This is a genomic window from Rhizobium sp. TH2 (assembly GCF_024707525.1).
Classification (GTDB): Bacteria; Pseudomonadota; Alphaproteobacteria; order Rhizobiales; family Rhizobiaceae; genus Rhizobium_E.
Map to the genome: position 1 here is coordinate 5,799,746 of NZ_CP062231.1, position 19,460 is coordinate 5,819,205.

At 53.3% G+C, this 19,460-nt stretch carries 22 protein-coding genes and 1 pseudogene; 14 read left to right on the forward strand and 9 right to left on the reverse strand.

The window, feature by feature from the left end:
• Nucleotides 1-100 precede the first annotated feature (100 nt).
• The 4 genes and pseudogenes from IHQ71_RS28465 (at nucleotide 101) to IHQ71_RS28480 (ending at nucleotide 4,408) form a co-directional block, all read left to right on the forward strand.
• Nucleotides 101-1,192 (forward strand): annotated as a pseudogene (locus IHQ71_RS28465) (IS5 family transposase).
• Nucleotides 1,189-1,533 carry a hypothetical protein gene (locus IHQ71_RS28470; RefSeq protein ID WP_258159748.1) on the forward strand — a complete coding sequence of 115 codons (345 nt, stop codon included), beginning with the start codon at nucleotides 1,189-1,191 and terminating at the stop codon, nucleotides 1,531-1,533. Before IHQ71_RS28465 ends, IHQ71_RS28470 begins: the two are co-directional and overlap by 4 nt.
• Nucleotides 1,534-2,054: 521 nt before the next feature.
• Nucleotides 2,055-3,173 carry a hypothetical protein gene (locus tag IHQ71_RS28475; RefSeq protein ID WP_258159749.1) on the forward strand — a complete coding sequence of 373 codons (1,119 nt, stop codon included), beginning with the start codon at nucleotides 2,055-2,057 and terminating at the stop codon, nucleotides 3,171-3,173.
• 74 nt (nucleotides 3,174-3,247) lie between these two features.
• Entirely contained in the window at nucleotides 3,248-4,408 is a 1,161-nt protein-coding gene (locus IHQ71_RS28480; RefSeq protein WP_258159750.1) for a PIN domain-containing protein, read from the forward strand.
• Between the two features lie 9 nt (nucleotides 4,409-4,417).
• Here IHQ71_RS28480 and IHQ71_RS28485 read toward each other — a convergent pair whose 3' ends face one another.
• Together IHQ71_RS28485 and IHQ71_RS28490 are read right to left on the reverse strand one after the other, a co-directional pair.
• A complete protein-coding gene (locus tag IHQ71_RS28485; RefSeq protein ID WP_258159751.1) occupies nucleotides 4,418-4,624 on the reverse strand; it encodes a hypothetical protein in 207 nt (68 codons plus the stop codon).
• Between the two features lie 444 nt (nucleotides 4,625-5,068).
• Nucleotides 5,069-5,860 (reverse strand): metallophosphoesterase, encoded by a 792-nt coding sequence (locus IHQ71_RS28490; protein WP_258159752.1) that lies wholly within the window; start codon nucleotides 5,858-5,860, stop codon nucleotides 5,069-5,071.
• Nucleotides 5,861-5,991: 131 nt separating this feature from the next.
• On the opposite strand from IHQ71_RS28490, the gene IHQ71_RS28495 reads away from it, so the two are divergent.
• Nucleotides 5,992-6,360, forward strand: a complete 369-nt coding sequence (locus IHQ71_RS28495) for a hypothetical protein (RefSeq protein WP_258159753.1) — start codon at nucleotides 5,992-5,994, stop codon at nucleotides 6,358-6,360.
• Between the two features lie 65 nt (nucleotides 6,361-6,425).
• On the opposite strand, the gene IHQ71_RS28500 is transcribed toward IHQ71_RS28495, so the two are convergent.
• Nucleotides 6,426-6,764 (reverse strand): helix-turn-helix domain-containing protein, encoded by a 339-nt coding sequence (locus tag IHQ71_RS28500; RefSeq protein ID WP_258159754.1) that lies wholly within the window; start codon nucleotides 6,762-6,764, stop codon nucleotides 6,426-6,428.
• 145 nt (nucleotides 6,765-6,909) lie between these two features.
• On the opposite strand from IHQ71_RS28500, the gene IHQ71_RS28505 reads away from it, so the two are divergent.
• Together IHQ71_RS28505 and IHQ71_RS28510 are read left to right on the forward strand one after the other, a co-directional pair.
• On the forward strand, nucleotides 6,910-7,389 hold the full coding sequence (locus IHQ71_RS28505) for a YccF family protein (protein WP_258159755.1): 480 nt from the start codon (nucleotides 6,910-6,912) through the stop codon (nucleotides 7,387-7,389).
• A 6-nt stretch (nucleotides 7,390-7,395) separates the two neighbouring features.
• Nucleotides 7,396-7,839 (forward strand): hypothetical protein, encoded by a 444-nt coding sequence (locus IHQ71_RS28510; protein ID WP_258159756.1) that lies wholly within the window; start codon nucleotides 7,396-7,398, stop codon nucleotides 7,837-7,839.
• 64 nt (nucleotides 7,840-7,903) lie between these two features.
• Here the strand turns inward: IHQ71_RS28510 and IHQ71_RS28515 are convergent, their stop codons facing one another.
• Together IHQ71_RS28515 and IHQ71_RS28520 are read right to left on the reverse strand one after the other, a co-directional pair.
• Entirely contained in the window at nucleotides 7,904-8,086 is a 183-nt protein-coding gene (locus IHQ71_RS28515; RefSeq protein WP_258159757.1) for a hypothetical protein, read from the reverse strand.
• A gap of 386 nt (nucleotides 8,087-8,472) precedes the next feature.
• On the reverse strand, nucleotides 8,473-9,132 hold the full coding sequence (locus IHQ71_RS28520) for a hypothetical protein (protein WP_258159758.1): 660 nt from the start codon (nucleotides 9,130-9,132) through the stop codon (nucleotides 8,473-8,475).
• A 371-nt stretch (nucleotides 9,133-9,503) separates the two neighbouring features.
• On the opposite strand from IHQ71_RS28520, the gene IHQ71_RS28525 reads away from it, so the two are divergent.
• The 4 genes from IHQ71_RS28525 to IHQ71_RS28540 all read left to right on the forward strand — a co-directional run bounded on the left by IHQ71_RS28525 (nucleotide 9,504) and on the right by IHQ71_RS28540 (nucleotide 15,628).
• Nucleotides 9,504-12,092, forward strand: coding sequence for a DNA polymerase (locus IHQ71_RS28525; protein ID WP_258159759.1), 2,589 nt, complete (start codon nucleotides 9,504-9,506; stop codon nucleotides 12,090-12,092).
• Nucleotides 12,093-12,228: 136 nt separating this feature from the next.
• Nucleotides 12,229-12,651, forward strand: coding sequence for a hypothetical protein (locus tag IHQ71_RS28530; RefSeq protein WP_258159760.1), 423 nt, complete (start codon nucleotides 12,229-12,231; stop codon nucleotides 12,649-12,651).
• A gap of 479 nt (nucleotides 12,652-13,130) precedes the next feature.
• Nucleotides 13,131-14,879, forward strand: a complete 1,749-nt coding sequence (locus IHQ71_RS28535) for a type I restriction enzyme HsdR N-terminal domain-containing protein (protein ID WP_258159761.1) — start codon at nucleotides 13,131-13,133, stop codon at nucleotides 14,877-14,879.
• The gene (locus IHQ71_RS28540; RefSeq protein ID WP_258159762.1) at nucleotides 14,876-15,628 is read left to right on the forward strand and encodes a hypothetical protein; all 753 of its coding nucleotides are present in this window, start codon (nucleotides 14,876-14,878) and stop codon (nucleotides 15,626-15,628) included. The genes IHQ71_RS28535 and IHQ71_RS28540 overlap by 4 nt, the downstream gene beginning before the upstream one ends.
• A 3-nt stretch (nucleotides 15,629-15,631) precedes the next feature.
• Here IHQ71_RS28540 and IHQ71_RS28545 read toward each other — a convergent pair whose 3' ends face one another.
• On the reverse strand, nucleotides 15,632-15,826 hold the full coding sequence (locus IHQ71_RS28545) for a hypothetical protein (RefSeq protein ID WP_258159763.1): 195 nt from the start codon (nucleotides 15,824-15,826) through the stop codon (nucleotides 15,632-15,634).
• Nucleotides 15,827-15,879: 53 nt separating this feature from the next.
• Here IHQ71_RS28545 and IHQ71_RS28550 point away from each other — a divergent pair, with 53 nt between their 5' ends.
• Nucleotides 15,880-16,428: a hypothetical protein gene (locus IHQ71_RS28550; RefSeq protein ID WP_258159764.1), complete on the forward strand. Its 549-nt coding sequence runs from the start codon at nucleotides 15,880-15,882 to the stop codon at nucleotides 16,426-16,428.
• On the opposite strand, the gene IHQ71_RS28555 is transcribed toward IHQ71_RS28550, so the two are convergent.
• Together IHQ71_RS28555 and IHQ71_RS28560 are read right to left on the reverse strand one after the other, a co-directional pair.
• Entirely contained in the window at nucleotides 16,391-16,741 is a 351-nt protein-coding gene (locus IHQ71_RS28555; RefSeq protein ID WP_258159765.1) for a hypothetical protein, read from the reverse strand. The genes IHQ71_RS28550 and IHQ71_RS28555 overlap by 38 nt on opposite strands.
• Nucleotides 16,742-16,792: 51 nt before the next feature.
• Nucleotides 16,793-17,452, reverse strand: a complete 660-nt coding sequence (locus IHQ71_RS28560; RefSeq protein WP_258159766.1) for a DUF4145 domain-containing protein — start codon at nucleotides 17,450-17,452, stop codon at nucleotides 16,793-16,795.
• 607 nt (nucleotides 17,453-18,059) lie between these two features.
• Here IHQ71_RS28560 and IHQ71_RS32115 point away from each other — a divergent pair.
• Complete coding sequence (locus IHQ71_RS32115; RefSeq protein WP_374990067.1) at nucleotides 18,060-18,371, forward strand: Rap1a/Tai family immunity protein; 312 nt, start codon at nucleotides 18,060-18,062, stop codon at nucleotides 18,369-18,371.
• 24 nt (nucleotides 18,372-18,395) lie between these two features.
• Here the strand turns inward: IHQ71_RS32115 and IHQ71_RS28565 are convergent, their stop codons facing one another.
• Entirely contained in the window at nucleotides 18,396-18,647 is a 252-nt protein-coding gene (locus IHQ71_RS28565) for a hypothetical protein (RefSeq protein WP_258159767.1), read from the reverse strand.
• Between the two features lie 125 nt (nucleotides 18,648-18,772).
• On the opposite strand from IHQ71_RS28565, the gene IHQ71_RS28570 reads away from it, so the two are divergent.
• Nucleotides 18,773-19,411, forward strand: coding sequence for a recombinase family protein (locus IHQ71_RS28570; RefSeq protein ID WP_258159768.1), 639 nt, complete (start codon nucleotides 18,773-18,775; stop codon nucleotides 19,409-19,411).
• The last annotated feature ends 49 nt before the right edge of the window (nucleotides 19,412-19,460 follow it).

Below are 19,460 nucleotides of genomic sequence, written 5' to 3' on the forward strand. Positions count from 1 at the left end.
GCAAGATTTACGTGCCGAGCCTAGCAGGCTGTTGAAAAAGGCTCTGGTCTGGCGTGATTGTCCATGATTCACTGGTTCCGACAAGATTCGGAGTTGATGGATGCGCGGTGGCGATATCAGGACGGGTGCACTTTTCAGCTATGTCGATCTCGAAGCACGGGTTCGGCGCGATCATCCGCTGCGGGCGATCCGGTTGATTGTGAACGAGGCGCTTGGTCCACTTGGCTGAGAGTTTTCGGCGCTTTATTCGCCGATCGGACGGCCATCGATCCCACCTGAGAAGCTTCTGCGGGCGATGCTGCTGCAGGCTTTCTATTCGATCCGTTCAGAGCGGCTCTTGATGGAGCGGCTGGAATACGACCTTTTGTTCCGCTGGTTTGTCGGTATCGGCGTTGACGATGCGGCCTGGGACCATTCGGTGTTTTCGAAGAACCGCGACCGGCTGCTTGAGGGCGACATCGCGGCGAAGTTCCTGAGCGCGATCCTGGTGCAGCCCAAGGTGAAGACGCTGCTTTCCACGGACCATTTCTCTGTCGATGGCACGCTGATCGAGGCCTGGGCCTCGATGAAGAGCGTCAAGCCGAAGGACCGCTCGGGCGAACCGCCGGCAGAGGGCGGCGGACGCAACGCGGAAGCAGACTTCCATGGTGAGCGGCGTTCGAATGAGACGCATGCTTCGATGACCGATCCCGAGGCCAGGCTCTATAAGAAAGGCAAGGGCAAGGAGGCGAAGCTGTGCTTCATGGGGCATGGACTGATGGAGAACCGCCATGGCCTGCTGGTCGATGCCTGCCTGACCGAGGCCAACGGCCATGCCGAACGGGTGGCGGCGTTGCATATGATCGAGCCTCGCGCCGACCGGCCGCGAGCGATTACGCTGGGGGCCGACAAGGCCTATGATAGCCAGGACTTCGTCAACGAGTTGCGGTCCATGAAGGTGACGCCGCATGTGACGCAGAACACCAATGGTCGTCGCTCGGCGATCGACGGACGCACGACGCGACATGACGGCTATGCCGTCAGCCTGCGCATCCGCAAGCGGATCGAGGAAGCGTTCGGCTGGATCAAGACCATCGCCGGGCAGGACAAGACGAAGTTCCGGGGCCGCGATCGGGTCGGATGGGCCTTCACGCTCTCGGCCGCCGCCTACAATCTGGTGCGGTTGCCGAAGCTCTTGGCGGTGTCGTCATGACGGCATCCGAGCGCTGCCACTTGATCGGCCGCTGGCGGATCGTCGAGGCGGACCTTTGGGATCGGGACTATCTCGATCTGGTCGCGCCCGCCATGATCACCATCGGGGCCGGCAATCATGGCGAAATTGCCTTTGGCGTCGTGCAAGCCAGCCTCGATCTCGGCTACAGCCCGTCGATGGTATTCTTCACATGGGCCGGATTCGACGAAATGGATGAAGTCGCCGGCGACGGTCACGCCGAATTGCTCGACGACGGCTCTATCGAGATCACATTTGCCTTTCACAATGGCGATGAGGCCATCCTCAAGGCGAAACGAGAGACTTCTTCAACAGCCTGCTAGGCGACACGGTCGTTGGTGCCAGGGCGAGTACTAGTAGCCAAGCCAGGACGCGCCGAGATATGCACCGATGACGAAAACGGCGCCTGCTATCATCCCCAGACGGAAAGTGGACACGCGCTTCATCCCGCTATCCTGCCAGATCATATGTTCCGGTCAAGATGTCCAATCAGCACGTCATTCATGCGGCGTCACGTAATTTTTGCCCGTACACTGATCGTATGGAAGTGCCACCTGGTGCGGCCATCCATGATCGATCGCGGTTGCCGACGGTTGCCCTCTTGGCCGGCTCATGGCACGCGCTGGTATTCTGGTTTCCATCCACGCCTTCGAAGACTGAACGAAAATCAATTGAGATGAATCATGACTTCTACAGACCGCGCCCCAACTTCCTATTGACATCTATAATGCTGGTGGCACGTTATAGCTGTAGGGGGCGACCATGTACTTGCAGTTAGGAGATACCTTCAGGTGCAACGCAGGTTGGCGCAATATGCGTTCGCGCCTAGTGAGGGGTTGAGATAGTGGGATTGCTTTCGTCTCTCAACGCTCTGTTCAATCCTGTCAAAAAGAGCGAGCAGGCGCCGACCGAGTTATTTCTACTTGCCGACGCAGGTTCAACAAGTCGTCTAAATATCATTTTCATTCATGGTCTTTCCGGGCATTACGCTGACACCTGGCAACTGACAGGAAGCGAGACTCCGGGATGGCTCAAGTGGATAACTGCAGCGGTTCCCGAAACCCGCATATATTCACTCTCGTATCGCCTGGCGATGTCCAATCGTGCCGGCGGATCAATGCCGATAGGCGCTCGGTCCATTAATGTCCTTGCCACCATTGCTGCGGTGATGGACTCCAATCTTCCGACAATCCTGATCTGCCACAGCTATGGCGGGCTACTAGCTAAGCGGATGCTGCAGACGAGTCTCGATCTCGCTACTGAGTATGAACCAATTGCCAAATCCATTAAAGGAATTGTGTTTCTAGGCACTCCAAATTCCGGTTCTCCCCTAGCCGACTATCTGGCCGGATTCAGGTTGATCACGAACTCAAGCGTGGCTGTTGATGAATTGCGAGACAATCAGCCGGAGCTCGTTGAACTAAACAATTGGTTTAGAAATCGCTTATCAAAATTGGACATCAACATATTGGTCTTCTACGAAACGATGCAGACCCATGGGCTCTTGGTTGTCGATCAGACCTCCGCTAACCCGGGCATTCCGGGCGTGAACCCGATCGGAATCGATGCAGATCACCTTGATCTTCCTAAGCCGATTACTGAGGACGTGCGGGTTAAACGTGTCCAGGCTTTTATTAAACAGATCGCTGGTGTCGCTCCGCCAAAACAGCAATTTTCTCCGATCCAACGAATAATATCGTCGACAGATACGGATCTTCCGGCAACAGTGCGCCGCATCAGAAGAGAAGCTAGCAAGCGACCTCACGACGACGAATTGCAAGACGCATTGGATTATGCGGCGCGCCTTAGAATTCCTAGCGATGTAGACCGGCCCCGTCTTTCGTATGATATGTCGCGTCCTTTGTCGGGTCGTATGCCTTGGTATCTTAGAGTCGTCATCAATCTCATCCTTTTCGGCGCCTTAGTATTGCTGGCCTCAAAGGCAATCGAATTGTTTCGATGATCGACGAAAAGAGGTGTCACGGAGAGTCAAAATGTCGGACTGTTCTCACTTTCGATTAGCCTTTGGACGCTGATGTGGTGCGCTATTTCGGAGACATCACACCCGACTGCTTCACCTATCGCCCGTTACCACCTGAACAGCGGAACATCGTACTTGATGCGAATGTCATCTTGGATACTTGTCTGATCATTGAGGGCGCAGGCATGAACGCAATCACGCATCTGCGTCCACTAGGCTACCGTTTCCTGACCACCGAAACAGCGATTGACGAAGCAAGAGCGCGCTTAATCGATTTCCGCCAAAACCTCAGTAGTCTTGAGCCTCTAATAGACTGGTTCGCAGAGCAGGCAGTCGAAGTACATAGCACCACAGCCAAAGTTGCTGGGATTTCAACGCACGATAATCACCTGGCTGCCCTGGCAGCCAAAGAAGACGCGATCGTGCTCAGCGAAGATCTGCCGCTACAACATGATCTTGATGCTCAGCAGTTGCATGGCCGTACGCTTCGCGAAGTTCTATACGGGTGCGTCAAGCCGCACCCTGGCAATCTTACATTAGTCTTTGGAATCGGACTTGGTGCTGATGGGCATATTTTCTTCAAAGCTGACGCTTCAGAAAAGATGCTCGCCGGTCGGCGCCGATCTTACATGTTCGAATGGCGATCGTTCGGCCTGCTTTGCTACGATAGTGGAAAGAAGGCATTTGAGTTCGAGAACCCGGATGGGGTCAAGTTGCTCCATCTTCCATTCGACCTGCTTCCCGATAAGCCAATAGCCGTGGTCTTGGAGTATTCGACAGGTAAGACAACCCGATACAGCTTGAAAGTTGCCTACGAGGGGCAGGATGTCGTGGCTCAATGCGAAAAGCATCACACAGCCCTCGTTGAGTCGCCCCCTATAGGAGGTGGCACTTGGTTGAACAATTCTCGGAAATTGCAGGAGGGATGGATTGGGTTTCTGCAGGTCGCTACCTACGGCCCATACACCTTGGGAAGAAAGCCATGGCGAGCTTGTCGGCGATTAGTCGGCGTCTCGCCTCCCACCCTCACCGCCGACTTAGCGTTTTCTGCTTCCATGCTTTGCGAAATCCAGGGGAAACTGGTGCGTCGACCCAAATGGGAGCACGTTATCAAGCTCGTCAATTTTGGGATCCGGGGATTTTATCCGGGTAAGAGGCATGATGAGCGCCCACCGGTATGGTTCGGCACTCCACCAGAGGAGAACAGCGACGACTGACCAACCTTTTCACGTCTTCCGCTTAAAGCCTGCATAAGCCAATGCCCGATCGGCACGTGTGAGCTTTTCCGGTTCACCGCCAAAGACACCAAGGTTGGGGTTGTCCGAGTTGTTCATGGCGGATTGGAAATCGATGACGTTGCCATTTGCCGGCTTGAAGCCTGCGGCACGCAGCGCAATCTCAGTACGCGACAGCGGCTTTTCCTCGGGATGCAACCCAACCGCCTGACTGGTCCTTGTTTCTCGCCTTTGCCACGATGCGGCTCAATGAGGACGACAAAAGCATAGCAATAGGTGTTGACGATCCCGCTCTCGGGCAGTTGGACCAGTGCGTCTATATCTGGCGATCGACGGATGGCCACATTGCCCGCATTGGATCAAGCATGCGCCCCGTGGCTGGACGGCTGCTCCGATACGCAAAGGACATCAACCTGAGACTGCTTGGTATGCCGTCGTCCACCACCGAAGACGAAGCTTCGAAGTGGGTGGCGCTGCTACGGCGTTCGCCCCTCTTAGGCTGCGTTTATCAGCCGCCGCTCATGTCGACCCCCTTCGGTGAAGTTCGGCCTTATCAAGAAATCGAGCGTTTGCTTCTTCAGGGATACCGAGGATCGGTCAACCGAAGCTATCGTTGAGGTGAATTCCATGGAATGATCAGGATCAAGCAAGCCGGTTAAATGGAAAGCTCCATAAGCGATATTTTCCGCCGGATGCCGCATGGCATTGGAACAACCCCAATAGTCCTTGGCTAAGAAATAAGCCAAAAGACAAACGACCTCTGTTGGCCGCACCTGTGTCGAGAGCGATTCGGTTGCTGTACCATTCGGGCTCGTAACCTTCTGTAATCGTATGCCCGTGGACGACTATGTGCGAGTGATCCTCTGATGAGCTCAGAAACTCGTGTCGAATCCATCGCAAGTCCCTGACTTGCTGGAGCGGAAGCGGGAGACCAGGTCGAATGCCCGCGTGAACGAACGCATAGTCGCCAAAAACGACAATATCGGATGCCGTCGAAAGCATCAGAATATGTTTCGGGAATCGCGAATTGATCTCGGTTGCGATGTCGTGAATGACGTCAAAATCTGCACGGAAATCACCTACATACGATTTCAAGGTTTTGTCGCCGCCGTTTGCAAGCCAAGCTTCAAATTCCGATTGAGAGATGTCTGTTCGCAGGAACTTGAGCAGCCACTCGTCGTGGTTCCCGAGCACAAGCGTTGATCCGGAAAACTGCTCTAGCGTTGATGCCACTGCGCACATTACCTCGCAGCTTCGTGGGCCGCGATCGATTAGGTCGCCGAGAAACACGAAGATAGGTTGGCATTTCAGCCGGATCGACTCTAACGCCACTTGCGCAAGGACACAGTCGAGTAAGCCCTCCATGCCGTGAACATCGCCAATTGCGACAACGAACACCTCTGGCCTATCGGGAACGATTGTTGTGATTTTCATCCGCTGAACCTGATTGCGATAATCAGTTCCGTCCGGTCCTAAACCGGAATGTTCAACGCCAAAATATTCTCTGTTGTCTTCCGTGGCGCAGAGAAAGGAGACCGGAGCTCACCCAACAAAGGAGCGAGCCAATGGGAATGAATGATCTGAAATTTTTGGAGACGGTTCAGCGGACTGCGACCTCGACGGAGGAGCGCAGGCGCATGAAAGTGACCGACAAAATCGACCGCTACCTCGATGTTCTGTCGAAGGAACCGCTGAAGCTCCCGGCACGAAACAGGTGGATTTTCAAGCAGCCCGACGGGACGTTTCAGTTGGCCATTATGTACGGCAGCAAGGCTCTTGAGGTGGCCAAGGGTCGTCATGGGATCGCATGTGCATCCGTCGCACAATTGATTTCTGCCTTGAAGGTCGTGAAACAGACCGTTTCCGAGGGGAAGCTTGACCAGCAAATCGAGTTGGCCGCTGAGGCAATCCGATCGGGCTTCAAAAAGAACTAGTCCATTCAAACGGGGATCATCGGCTAGCCGGCCGATGATCCAATGCAACGATTATCGAACCACTCTCATCGATTGCTATGCCTCGCCAAAGCTTCAAGAATGTCGATTGCTACTAAGAGGTCGCCGCTCGGAAGCTTAGTAATGGCGGCGTGCGCGCGTTCAAGTTCCCTGACATGACTATCACCAACATCGACCTCAAGCAGCGAAACGACGGATGTCATTGTCATCGATAAGCCATTGCTTATCGCCATCAGTGTATCCAGCGATGGCGAGTTTACGCCACGTTCTAGCTGAGAAATGGTATCGAGCGTTCTTCCGCTGCGATCAGCAAGCTGTGCTTGTGTTAGTCCGCGCGTGCGCCTTAACTCACGTATTATCGCACCGATATTGTTCTCATTCGCCATGGTCCGACATTGACCACGGGCGAAAAGATTGGAAGCCGCATTAGTTACGATTAAAAACAGCAAAAATCGTAGCGTGATACGATTTTACTGTCGCCTCTGGTTCGTCTCTCATTTATAGAGTTCGGAGGTTTTACAGGAGGACTGGATGCGATTTCTCGGCAATGTAATTTGGTTTGTCTTAGGCGGTGGCGTGATTGCGTTGCTGTGGCTAATTGGAGCTTTGGCCTTCGCGATTTCCATTATCGGACTACCGCTCTCACGGGCAGCATTCGAGATGGCGAAAATGTCGGCCTTTCCGTTTGGCAAAGAAGTCGTCCACGTCCGAGAGATCGACCAAAAAGGCGTCAACGTGGTCACGGCAACCACGGGGACGATTGGTTTCGTTGCCAATGTCATTTGGCTGTTCACATTTGGATTGAGCTTGGCGCTTGCATACATTTTGGCCGGAATTCTCTGCTGTGTGACGATCGTTGCGATCCCCTTTGGCATCCAAGCTTTTAAACTCGCGGCTATCTCATTGTGGCCCGTTGGGAGGCGAGTGGTAACAAAGGAAATGGCCCAAGCTATCCGAATTGGCAACGCACAGGCCCAACTCAGCGCGGCGAGAGGGGTGACGATCGGATAGTAACTGTTGACGGGAAAGACGCTGAAAACGCATTGTCGACAGCTTGGTTACGTGGGAGCGCAGCATATGGTCGTGAAAAATCGTGTTGGCTTCGTGGGGGTGTTGATCACGGTGGCATCTCTGCATTGCTCTGCTAATGCCGAAGATGGCATCAGGCTTCCGTTGGAAAAATTCAAACGAGCCGAGGAAGTAGCGGTGCAACGTGGTGAAAGCGTTGCTAATGGGGCATGCGTGTTCAATTTGGTCGAAGAGCTGCGAGCGTATGCCGGGGAACCCACCGGATGGTTCATAACGTTTGATTCCAGTACTGGTGTAAAGTTCGACTCACCGGCCAATCCTGAGTTTCGTCATATCTGCGTTGACGGAAAACAGACGACGTTCGATCATGGCGCGGAGACAATTGGTCAGATCTACGATAATGATGGTAATCCAACGATCGCCGAGCCATGATTTGGCAAGAGGGCGGCCGTTGAAGCCGCCCGTGTCGCATTTCGTCGGTCCAGTTTCCCAGACTTCAATGGATCAAAGACATCCCATGCCCATCGGCGTTGAGGACCCAATCATCTTCCCGTTCCCAATATTCCACCAACTCAACAAATTCGTCGATTGTCAGCGGACCATCAACGAAACGCCCCTCTGAAAACTTTGCCGACTGACTGATCGCGGACGCGATCGCAAACCCGTCATACTCAAGCATTCTTCTTACACCTCTCGGCACAATTAAACCCCGCCCATCGATAGGTTGGGAACTCTTCGGTCTTGGTGTCAAAACTGACTCGGGGATAATCAAAAAAAAGTTGGCCACCTTTTCTCATCCGAGCGACTTCCCGCTTTCGCAGACGGTACCAAATATCGCCCTTCGGCAGAGCGTACCCCTCATCCCACAGTGTGACAGGATGCCTTAGCCTCGACGTGTGAAGACGATCCCCGTTCTCGTTCAAATAAACAATTTCTCTTTCTGACATAGCTTTACCTCATGGCCAGCACCGTGCTCGACCTAACGCATGCACTGTCCTTGAGAGGAGGAGTTGATGGCACTAGCAACGACAACCTTCGTGTCACAATCGTGCCCAACTAGTGACCTTATCGCCGGTGAACTGGATAGACTCTGAAATCGTCAGCATAGACCATCTGATCAGTGTTTCTTCCGAGGAACTTCGGGCAATATGACCCCAGTACGGATTGATCGCCGACCGACTGCTTGAACGAAATGATTGGTTTGATGTCGATGTCCTTGAAGCCAAATCCTCCAAACCGAGCGTCTTCCCGGACATGGTTTATGAAGGAAATGAATGCCGTTTCGGTCCCAGGTCGCGCCACCCAGATTGAATGAAGATGGGGATTTCGAACTTCAGATGGAGCGATACGGTATCGAGTCGAATTGATATCGAGCGCGGCGATGCAAAGAGGTTGTTCGTTTCTATGCTTGGCATATCGAGGACCGAGCAATTCGCGACACACCAATTTGTAGAGATGATCGAGCTTTATCATCAAGGGGTTGTCGCTGTTCAATCTATTTGAAAGACCTTGGCAGCTTCGGTCGTAGAAGGTGAATGTGATAAACCAGCCGTGAGTGGTCAGGTATCGTTGGACTTCGTCCACCGCTCCTTTGTCGGTTCCTGCGTCACCTACAAAGTCGATGATGGTCTGATCGACGAAATCAGCGTAGGCCCGGGAAAGCATAGCGGCACGCTGAATGGGGTTGAGATGGCGGTGGTAGTCGCTAGAGAGATTCGATTGCATGGGATGTCCTATGAGGCTTTCGGGCATACGGAATTAATCCGATCGCGTTGAGAGATCGGGTATGAGGTGCAATGCACGAGGGTATTAACTCGCTCGGGCGCAACTAAGCGTATAAACAGGGAGGCGATGAAAAGGGATTAGCCGTTTTATATACTTAGAAATTTGAAGGTCTGGACTGGCTGAAAAATTGTCCCTAGTTTGCGAATGCCGGGCCAGCCCTTCAAATTTCTAAGCATAGAAAACGACTAATCCGAGGACTAGAGGAATACAAAATCCGTAAATGTTACTCTCCCCACACCCATATAGAACTTTTACGGATTCCGCTGCTTTAGCGCGCGACCCACGGTTCTCGAAAATGTAAGCACCTGCATATGGACTACACATTCAAAATCGAACCTGACGAGCATGGCGGGCGCCAGGAAACTGTCACGCTGGCCAAGCAGCCGATTTATCAAAAGCCCTTAAGAGGTAGGAAAAAGCCGCCGGATGTCGACGCATATCTGCTGATTGGCTTTGATACCGAGTATCAATCGATAGACAGCACCACAGGCAAGATTGCTGAGGGAGCCAAGAACGAGCTGCTTTCTTACCAATTCTACGTTCGGCTCATCCATCGCTCTGAGGAGCACGGTCATCTCGACGCGGCGGGTATTATTGTTCCAAGCAGCGGCGATCGCTACCCTCAGGATAAATTCCTCGGCATTGCAATCGCTAGCTTTCTGCAGAGGTATCCCGACGTGGTTCTCCCACGAAAGGTGTACTTGGTTGGACACTTCACTCGCGCTGACCTCCCAGCGTTCGAAGACTTCCTGTCCTTGAGGACCGTAATGTCTAATATACGCAATACCTTCATCTCTATCGATCGCTTTAAGGAGCTCACTCTCAGTGATGGCGACGATGTCCATGCCGAACTTGAAGTGATGATCCGGGACACAATGCTATTGGCGCCGGGCAGTGCAAGATCGCTTGCGGGTCTTGGCGAGATTGTCGGACTTCCGAAAATTGTGCTGGATGCTGATCCTGCAAAGGAACTAGACATCAAAGAGAATATGGCACGTTTCCGGAGCGAGAATTGGCTCCGATTCAGAGAATACGCCATTCGTGACGCGCATGTGTGTGTCGAATACGCGACAAAGGTAATGCGTCAATATCAGGTTCTGTTCAACGTTTTCAAACTCCCGGCGACGCTTACAAGCTTTGGTACTAAACTCGTAACTGAAGGCTGGGAAAAAAAGAGGGGTTGGTCGAAGAACAGCGTGCTTGGAAGGGAAACCGTTGAGGTACGGCAGTACAAGCCTAAGCTCGGGTACTTCCTGAACACGCAGAAAAATCCGTTCATCGAAGACGTCGATGACGAAATGGATTTTGTTTGCAGCACTTATCACGGCGGCAGAAACGAGCAGTTTCTCTTTGGTGTCGCTGATGAGGGTGTTTGGCGAGACCACGATCTCAGCTCAGCGTACACGACAGCGATGTCGATAATTGGAATGCCAAAGTGGAACGAAGTCACCAGACTCCAGGATTTTGGAGACGTCGAACCTTGGCATCTTAGCTATTTTTCAATGGACTTCGAGTTCGATCCATCCACGCGATTTCCCACGTTGCCGGTGCGGACTGCAAACGGGATCATCTTTCCGTTACGAGGTCACACCAAGTGCGGCGCACCTGAGTTATTTCTCGCGCAAAAACTCGGGGCCAAATTGCGTTTTCGGAAGGGGCTTCATGTCCCTACAGACCCTGAGATGCCGATCTTTCGAGATTTTATCTCGATGTCCATCAACGAGCGAAGCAAACATCAAAAGGGCACCTTCGGAAATCTCTTCTGGAAGGAAGTCGGAAACAGCACCTATGGAAAGACGGCTCAGGGCCTTCGCGAAAAACGGGTCTATGATCTGCGAAGCGATGAATTGAAGGCAATTCCTGAGAGCGAGATCACACAGCCGTTCTTTGCGTCATTCATCACGTCATATACCAGGGCGGTACTCGGCGAAATCTTGAACCGTTTTTCCGCCAATACAACTGTCTTCAGCGTGACCACTGACGGGTTTTTGTCGAACGCCACCGATGCGGAAATTACAAACGCGACCAGTGGGGCATTGTTTCGTTCATTTTCCGGGGCACTTGCCCAACTAGACACCGACAGGCCTCCGCTTGATGTGAAACATACAATCGCACAGCCTGTGGGATGGCGGACCAGGGGTTCCGCAACCATCAAGCGGTCTAATCCGTCCGAAGTGGTTCTGCAAAAGGGCGGAATAAAGGTCAACGCTTTGTTCGATGACCTTCAGGAAAACGACTTCACAGTAAGGCAGTTCCTGAATCGCACGCCCGATTCCGTCGTAACGTACAAGTCGTCTGTCGGCGTGAAAGACATGATACGCAACGATACAGATTTTGTGTTCAAGACAGTCGAGAAACGTCTGTCGATGGAGTTCGACTGGAAGCGAAAGCCTGTTAGCCCCCAAGATGTAGAGTTCGAGTACGAAGGCGACATCTTTTCGCACCTAATGTACAAGACTGTTCCACTGGAGGATGAAGTGGAGTTTCGTGCTTATCGCGAGAGTTGGGAAAAATACACGAAGAAGACCAAGCACAATTTGAAGACGTTGGAGGATTTTGACAAATTTCAGCGTGCCATGGAATCAAGGCGGTACTCAAATGAAGAGGTGTCACGATACGCACGCGGGCCATTGCCGAGACTTCGGCAGCAACTGACAATAGCTTTCAAACACGAGAGGGCAGGCTTCGACGCCATCCGAGCAAAACGAAAAATCAGTCATGGTGATTTTAGGCAAGCATTGGAATCCTCTGGAATACCGTGCTCCATTTCGGATATCGATAACGCGAAGCGCGCAAAAGAGTTTAAGCCTAGAAACGCCATCCGGAATCCCGAGGTGATTGCGGCATTAGAGATGTTGAAACAGAACCACTATCCCGAACTCGAAACCGATGAGATATGACTAGTGCAAACTACGCCCAGTTGGTGTCGTTAATTGATAAACATTTGAGGGCTTAAGATTGAGCAAACGGGCAGGATCCCATATTTCGGGTACCAATTTTGTATATCTTGCTGAGGGGGCATATGGATCGGTCTTTGTGGACCGTACAACCAAGCGCATCAGGAAACTCTATCGCCACGAAGGCAGGGCTGAACAACATTGCCGTGATGTCTTTGACTCCGAATGGCAGGCTCTGACGATCGCAAGCTGCACCGAAACCCTTGGCAAATTCGTAATAGCACCGATATTTCGCGTAGGTGAATATGAGGTGATTGACGTTAGCGGCCAGAATATCACTGGAGACTTTCTTGAAAAGGCGGGATTCGAAGGCGCGTTCATAGACGGGACCTTCGAAAAGATTGCAATGGTAGATGCTCCAAACAAAGGCACCTTAACCGCAGCCCTTCTTGCGTCCGGCATCTCCCATTTTATCGACGCCTCTGTGACGTTGGATGGCAACGGGAACATCGAAAAAATCATCGACATTGGGATGCGTGACATAGTACTGGAGTGGGAGTAGCTCAGCTAAAGACAGTCTCACAGACTATCAGTCCGCGGCCAAAAGCAAACGTGGCGGGGCCGTATTCATCGTTCAGCCCATTCTCAGTCAACGATCGTCCAACGTAATCCAAGGTATATGTTTGAAGGACGGCTTCGTTGGTCGCCTCTCCTATGGGCTCTAAAAACTTGGGATCTGCGGTCTCCATTTGTTCAAGCTGCTTCGCAAACACAGTCGGACGGCTGAATTTCGCGATGCTGAACCATGGTGCACCCGGGCGATCCTAGCAATAGCGTTGAGCTATGCTCCCGCACGTGTTGCCACGTCGCGCTGGTAGAGGAAGTGCTGGATCTCGCCAAGCAGCTCATTGCGGTGTCGGGACTTGTCGTTGAGTACGCGGCAAACTTCGTCGTCAGTCGAGCCTAGTCACCCCTGTGCATGAGGGCCTCACGGGCCTTTTTCTATCATTCCGAGCATAAGAATCTGTTACACAGCGGAATATGACCTATCTTCTACAGGAAATCCGGAACATCTACATGCGAAGCCCATCCTATTACGGGTTCTTCAGCCAGGATTGGGTGCCAAGCGTCCGGGGCTGGGCTTCTCGTCTTCGCTTCGAGCCTATTCGGAAACCCGCCGCCACAGCGCCATCTCAACAGGAGCCCGTAAAGAACCCTTTCCCCATTCTCTTACGACGTCTGGCGGATACGGACGACGGGCCAATCCTCTCGATGGTGTGGGCCGTGCATGCCTTGCAAAGTGGGAGAGCCGAGCATGCCCAACATATGATGCTGCATACTCCTGTGGTGGTGACCAATGACCCAACGTCGGAATACATGGTTCACAAGTGGGAACTGGAAACCCTGTTGACGGTGACCTTGAACATGCAGAAGGACATTGTGCCGGTGTTCTTGAAGATGCCCATCAACACTTCGGATTTCGATTCGTTCGCAGGAGTGCTCAACCTCCTCAAAGACAGCGAGGACGCGCAGAGCACACGCCTCACCCCCGAAAACGTCATGAGCGAGTTCCACCGAATCTCGCATCGGCAGTTTCCGTGGCAGATCGGCTGGCACAACGTTGCCAACCTTTACCGTCATGCCTTCGTCTATGGCCAGGGGCTCTGCGATGAGTATTTCAAGAAGACCTATGGGCTTTCCATCAGCGATTTCATGGCCTGCTGCTTCGTTCTCTGGGTTCAGACGCAACTGGCCCCGTGGTGCGCGCCCCTCACCAAGTTCCCCGTTGATGTGCCTGAAGACGCCATGGAAAAGACGATGGCGATGGTATCCGGCGAGCTTTGGACGACCCGCCGCAAGTCGTTTGAACTGTTTCAAACTCTTGCTGCTGGGAAGGATATGCCTGTGGCCTATCACCCCAGCTATCTTCGGCTGAAGCCCATCATCCGCGCAGCGCCACGAAACCACTACATCGCTCCATTGCCAGAGCTGATCTTGTTCAGAGCCACGGTAGGGCTTTACTACGACCTTTTCGCCGCCGGAACCACCGTCATGAACGACGCCCGCGCCCGGTTTGAAGAATATGCCCGTCAACTCATCAAGGCCTATATTCCCGGGTTCGACCCCTGCCCGGCCGAGGAATACAAATATAAGAATTCCGAGGCAGAAACACCCGACATACTGCTGAAGCGAGACGGGAAGATTGTCGCAGTGTTTGAGTGCAAGGCCACCAAGCTTTCATTCCAGGCGCAATATGCCGACGATCCGGCGTCCGAGGCGAAAAATCAGTACGACCAGATTGCCAATGCGGTTTTCCAGCTATGGCGTTTCTTCTCCCACGTGCGGCGTGGCATCATCAAACAGGACTTAGCCGACGAGGTTGCCGCTGTGGTGTTGACGATGGAACCATGGACGCAAACCTCTTCCGAACTGCGAGCTACGATGGTTGCGGAGGCTGAAAAACTGGCAGCAACCAAAGAACCGGAAATGACCGCCGAGGATAAGCGCGTCCCGCTGTTCGTCTCGATTTCCGAAATGGAACACATGCTAGCGCACTCGACCGAGGAGGATGTCCAAGAGACATTTCGCGCCGGGGCACATGATGCCAAGTACCGGGGTTGGAGCGTTCGCGAAATCCGACGGAATGCAGTGAAAGAAGTACGCCCGAGCCAAAAGTATCCGTTCGAGCCAGGCGACCTGCTGCCCTGGTGGAAGGAGACTGAAGAGCGTGGGCTTGCAAAGCGCGCAGCCGAAGTAGCCGCTCAGGCCGCCAGCGAACTATCAACATGAAGCACTTATTCACTCCTAACCGCTTTGCTGTCGTCATTACCGCCGTCTGGGTCATAGGAGCCGGCATTGCTCTCTCCCGCGTTACCCCCGATGAAATGCCAACAAAGCTTAACGAGTGGGGAGATTTCATGGCTGGGGTGTTTGCCCCAATTGCCTTCGTCTGGCTGGTGACCGCAGTCTGGATACAGTCCGCCGAACTAAGAGAGCAGCGTACTGAGTTGCAGCTAACCCGGGAGGAATTTGTCCATCAGCGTGAGGTCATGAAGGCCCAGGCGGACGAAGCGCGAAAACAGGCTGAATACATCGGAACGCAAACCCGCATCTTAGAAGACGAGGAAAAGCGCCGAAAGTGGGCGGACCTTGACGACCTATTCCGAGCCGAGGTCAATAAGCTTGTAGGCCTCATATGGCTCCACGAAAGTCCGTTCAACTTCACGCATGAGGGGGCGCACGTGATCAATGTCAGTGCCCCTGACTCCGTCGAAGACTTCGAGTTCGTTGCTCGGATCGCTGCTCAACTGACGAGTCAGTATGCTGGAAACGGGGTTGCGAAGATCAACACGCCCATAACCATGAACAATCCTGATCGCTTCGATATTGTCGTTGCGGCAGTAAAGTCGTGTCAGGCGAAGGAAAGGCAGGCCTCACCGGTCATGCAAGTCCGAGCTGCTGCGTTGCGCCTCGCGGAAATCGTCGAGTATGCTGAGTTGTTGAAGGCGCGCGCGTCCCAGCGAAAACCGGACGACTAGCTGTTACCACAGGCCCATCGCCATGCCGCCGACATAACCACCCGCAGCCAGCAAAAAGGATACGAGCATCGCGCCGTGCAAATCCCATAGGACGATGACAGGTTGTCCGACCAGAGCATTCATGCCCACACTTTTTTTCGCGAACACCCATCCCAGGGCGGCGACCATCGCGACGTGAGTGGATATTGAGGATTTCATTGACGCCAGTATACCGGGTTACGTAGGTTCCGGCACGGGACGTTGGGGGAGTCATGAACATCAAGCCGGTCTACGCTGCTACCATCGTCGCAGTTCTATCCACAGCGTCGGTCTCCGCTCAGGAAGCGGATAAGCTGAAATCGGATATCGTCCCAATGATGCTCGCCTACACCCATGCTTGCCCTTCCGAGGCGTGGATGGACAAGATGGTCGGTGAAGTCGTCGCCATCGTCGCCACTCAGGACGATATCGTGCCTGAAGAAGTGCGCCGTAGGGGCGACATAACTGCTAAAGGCTACGCTGACGCGTTGACAGAGGAGCAGAAAAAAACCTTCTGTGAAAAAGCACGCCCCGCGCTCATGGCAATCTATGATGAGTCCCGGCCAAAGCCATCATTTGCTCAGAAAATTCTTGGCACTAAGACCAATCAGTTCATTGACGCGGCAGTAGTGGGCGCCGCAGGGGCCGTCATTGGGGTTTTGGCTGGGTTCATTATTGGCCGCGTCTCCTCTATGAAGCCTCTCCGCAAGCCGTTGTGGATTCCGGGGTGGATACTGGCCTTCCTTATCCTACGAATGGTACTGTTAAGAACTTTGGCTTAGCTTTGCCGATTAACTCCCCTTTATGCCATTTCATCCATTTCGCGCCCTTGCCCCGCTCCCGTGGGTCGAACCATTCCCCGCCAAAGCGGGCCATGAAGGCCTCAGCGTCTTCCTTGAGCGAGTAGCAGAACACGTTGTACCAGGCGTCCTCAAACACCACGGAATGCCCGCGTGAGCAGAGAGACAGGCATTTGTTGAATTCTGCGTGGATGTCGTAGTTCGTGGAGCCACATTTCTCCTGCGGCAGTGCCACTTGATACGGCCAGCCGCGGTCGATACCCGCCGCGCTCAACTCGCCTTTTCGATAGACCATAGGAATTTTCTCCGCTGCAAATGGGAGTTTGTTCCCATTTGCAGCGGAGAGTCAAGCCTTTGGTTTGCCCTTCGACACGACCAAATTGTCGATGATGGCGCGCAGCTTCTCACTCTTGCGGTTGATTAGTTCTTCCAGCGCGTTTTCGAGAATTTGGAAACACTGGAGGACCGTCTTGAATTCGACCTTCCCTTCATGGCTTCCGACGTTTCCAACAAACCGTAGGGCGTCAAGGCTGTCTTTGTGACCGGGGTCAATCGCATCGAGCGCTTTGATGCGGTCCGACAGGTCCCAGGTGGCATTCTTGCGATTTCCCTTTGGACCGGTGGTGGGCACTTTCAGTTGGTCGAGTAGCGCTTCCACAAAGATGCGGAGGCGATTAGCACACGACCCGCCGTCTACCCATATGAGACTGTAAGCGACTTGGAGGTGCTCCTTGCAAGGCTTCCCAAGGCCCTCAGGGACTTTAATAACGGGCGGCGCTGGATACATGCTTTTCGGCCAGAAAAGCAGGTCTTCGCTTTCGTCCATGTTGTCAGTTTCAGGATTATGCTCGTAGTGCGTACGCTTTTCATACCGCCCGGTGACAGTGACTATTTCTCCACAAAATGGGTTGTCACAGGTGAAAACCGCCGTGAACTGGCCAGTTTCCATCTCATGTGAAAGCTCATTGTTCTTCCAGTGACGCTCAGCATGAAGCGGCGGTATCATCTGTCGCTGCTTTTGGTTCTGCTTGAGCTTGCCGGTCGGACAGCGTGGGCACGGCAAAGGCCGAAAATAACTCCCGTACCACTCCCTCCATATTTTTGTATCCATTCCCGCCCCTCGCCCTTTTCGACTTTCATAGCCGAATCTAGCTGGAGTCGCTACGATGCCAGCAGCCTGTCGCGCCGAACCAGCACATTGCTGCCAACGGCCAGCCGCACATCCGTTAGGAAGTTGCCAAGTTGGTCGCCGTCCCGCGCCCCGCTTGCCCACCAGTCAGCCTCTTCTTGACAGCCCACAGCGGGAAATCCTCACACTGGACCACAGCCTAATTGTGAGCGCCCAATCATTCCTGAGACGACTACGAGCGATAAGGGACTTCCGCCAATGCTATCCGGCTCGCTGCCACCAGCTCCACCGGCTAGGCTTTACATATCGGCGTCCAATCAACTTCTACTAGTGCCGCAGTAGCATGGTTATGGGCTGAGGATTGACTCTTATACAGAACGCTGGCGGAATATCGTTAGGGGGATTTTCAATGAGAATATGGGTTGCAACTGCGCTTTGCCTGACATCCATGCCGGCGAATGCTGAATTCTTTAACGGACTTCAAATGCATGATTACTGCACTTCAAGACCGCAGATCGTAGCGGGCTACGTTGCCGGGTGGGGTGGAAAGCACGAATGGGATAAAGACGCAGCGACGCTAACGGCGCTGGATACGATGCCTGGCACAACGGCAAATAACGTAGCGATGTCAGCCGTAAACACCGCTAAAGGAGGCGTTTGCCTAACGGAAGGCATTACCGTTGGCCAACTCAACGAGGTATTTTGTAAGTATCTGGAGAACCACCCTGAAAACCGGCACCAGTCCGCGACCGAGCTTGTGCAAAAGTCTTTTTCTGAGGCTTGGCCCTGCAAATAGGCGCCCCGCCGCGTGGCAGACCTATCAATTCCCAACGCCATCCGGGCCATCGACCGAGAATTGCTCCCGTGCCAGCTCCCGCGCATAAGCCCGAAGCTCATGGTAATTGTGCATACCGTTGCGGTAGGCGCTGATGACCAGCTTGGCGAAGCGTTTCCGCTCTTCCTCATCCTGGGTAAATGAAGGCTCAAGTATTGCGGCCTTGTAGATCTCGACCATCGCGCTGAAATCTTCCGGCCGGATAACCGAAGCACCTTCCTGACTACTGAAAGCCACAGTTTCCTCCCTGTTTTTCTTAGCAATGATTTTGTGTCTTCTTCGCTGGAAATCAAGATCGTCGGCGGTGTAAAACCAGTTGAACTTGACGCGTTAATGGACGATCGCCTCCCATAGGAGGTGCAATGCAGTACATCGCTTACTATCGTGTTTCGACAAAGCGCCAAGCCAGGTCCGGACTAGGCCTAGATGCCCAATGCCAGGCGATTAGGGCCTTTCTAAAAGAAGGCGATAGGTTGTCTGGAGAATTCATCGAAGCTGTTTCAGGACGTAAGGATAACCGGGCGGAGCTTAAGAAGGCGATCGCGCTTGCCAAGAAAACTGGAGCCTCACTTCTAATTGCCAAGCTTGATCGCTTCTCTCGAAGGGTGAGTTTCATCGCCAGCATGATGGAGTCGGGTGTCGGACTCGTCGTTGCTGACATGCCGCATGCGACAGACTTCCAGCTTCATATCTTCGCTGCCTTGGCCCAGGAAGAGCGTCGGATGATCTCTCTAAGAACCAAGGCCGCTCTCGCCCAGGCAAGGCAGCGCGGAGTGCTGTTGGGAGCCAACGGGAAAAAGCTTGCCATCGAAAATGCAGAGGCGGCAGATCAATTCAAAGCTCTAATCGTCGCGAAGCTTCCCGACGGCTGGGAGTCCCTTGGCTATTCAGAACTGGCTCGCCGGCTGAACGCAATGGGCATCAAAACTCGTACAGGAAGCTCCTTTTATCCGCAGACTGTGAAAAACTATCTGCAGCGCGGAGCAACCCCAGCGATTTAATTTCAGCGATTTTAAATCGCTCAAAATCGATCAATTTCGATTTTGATTT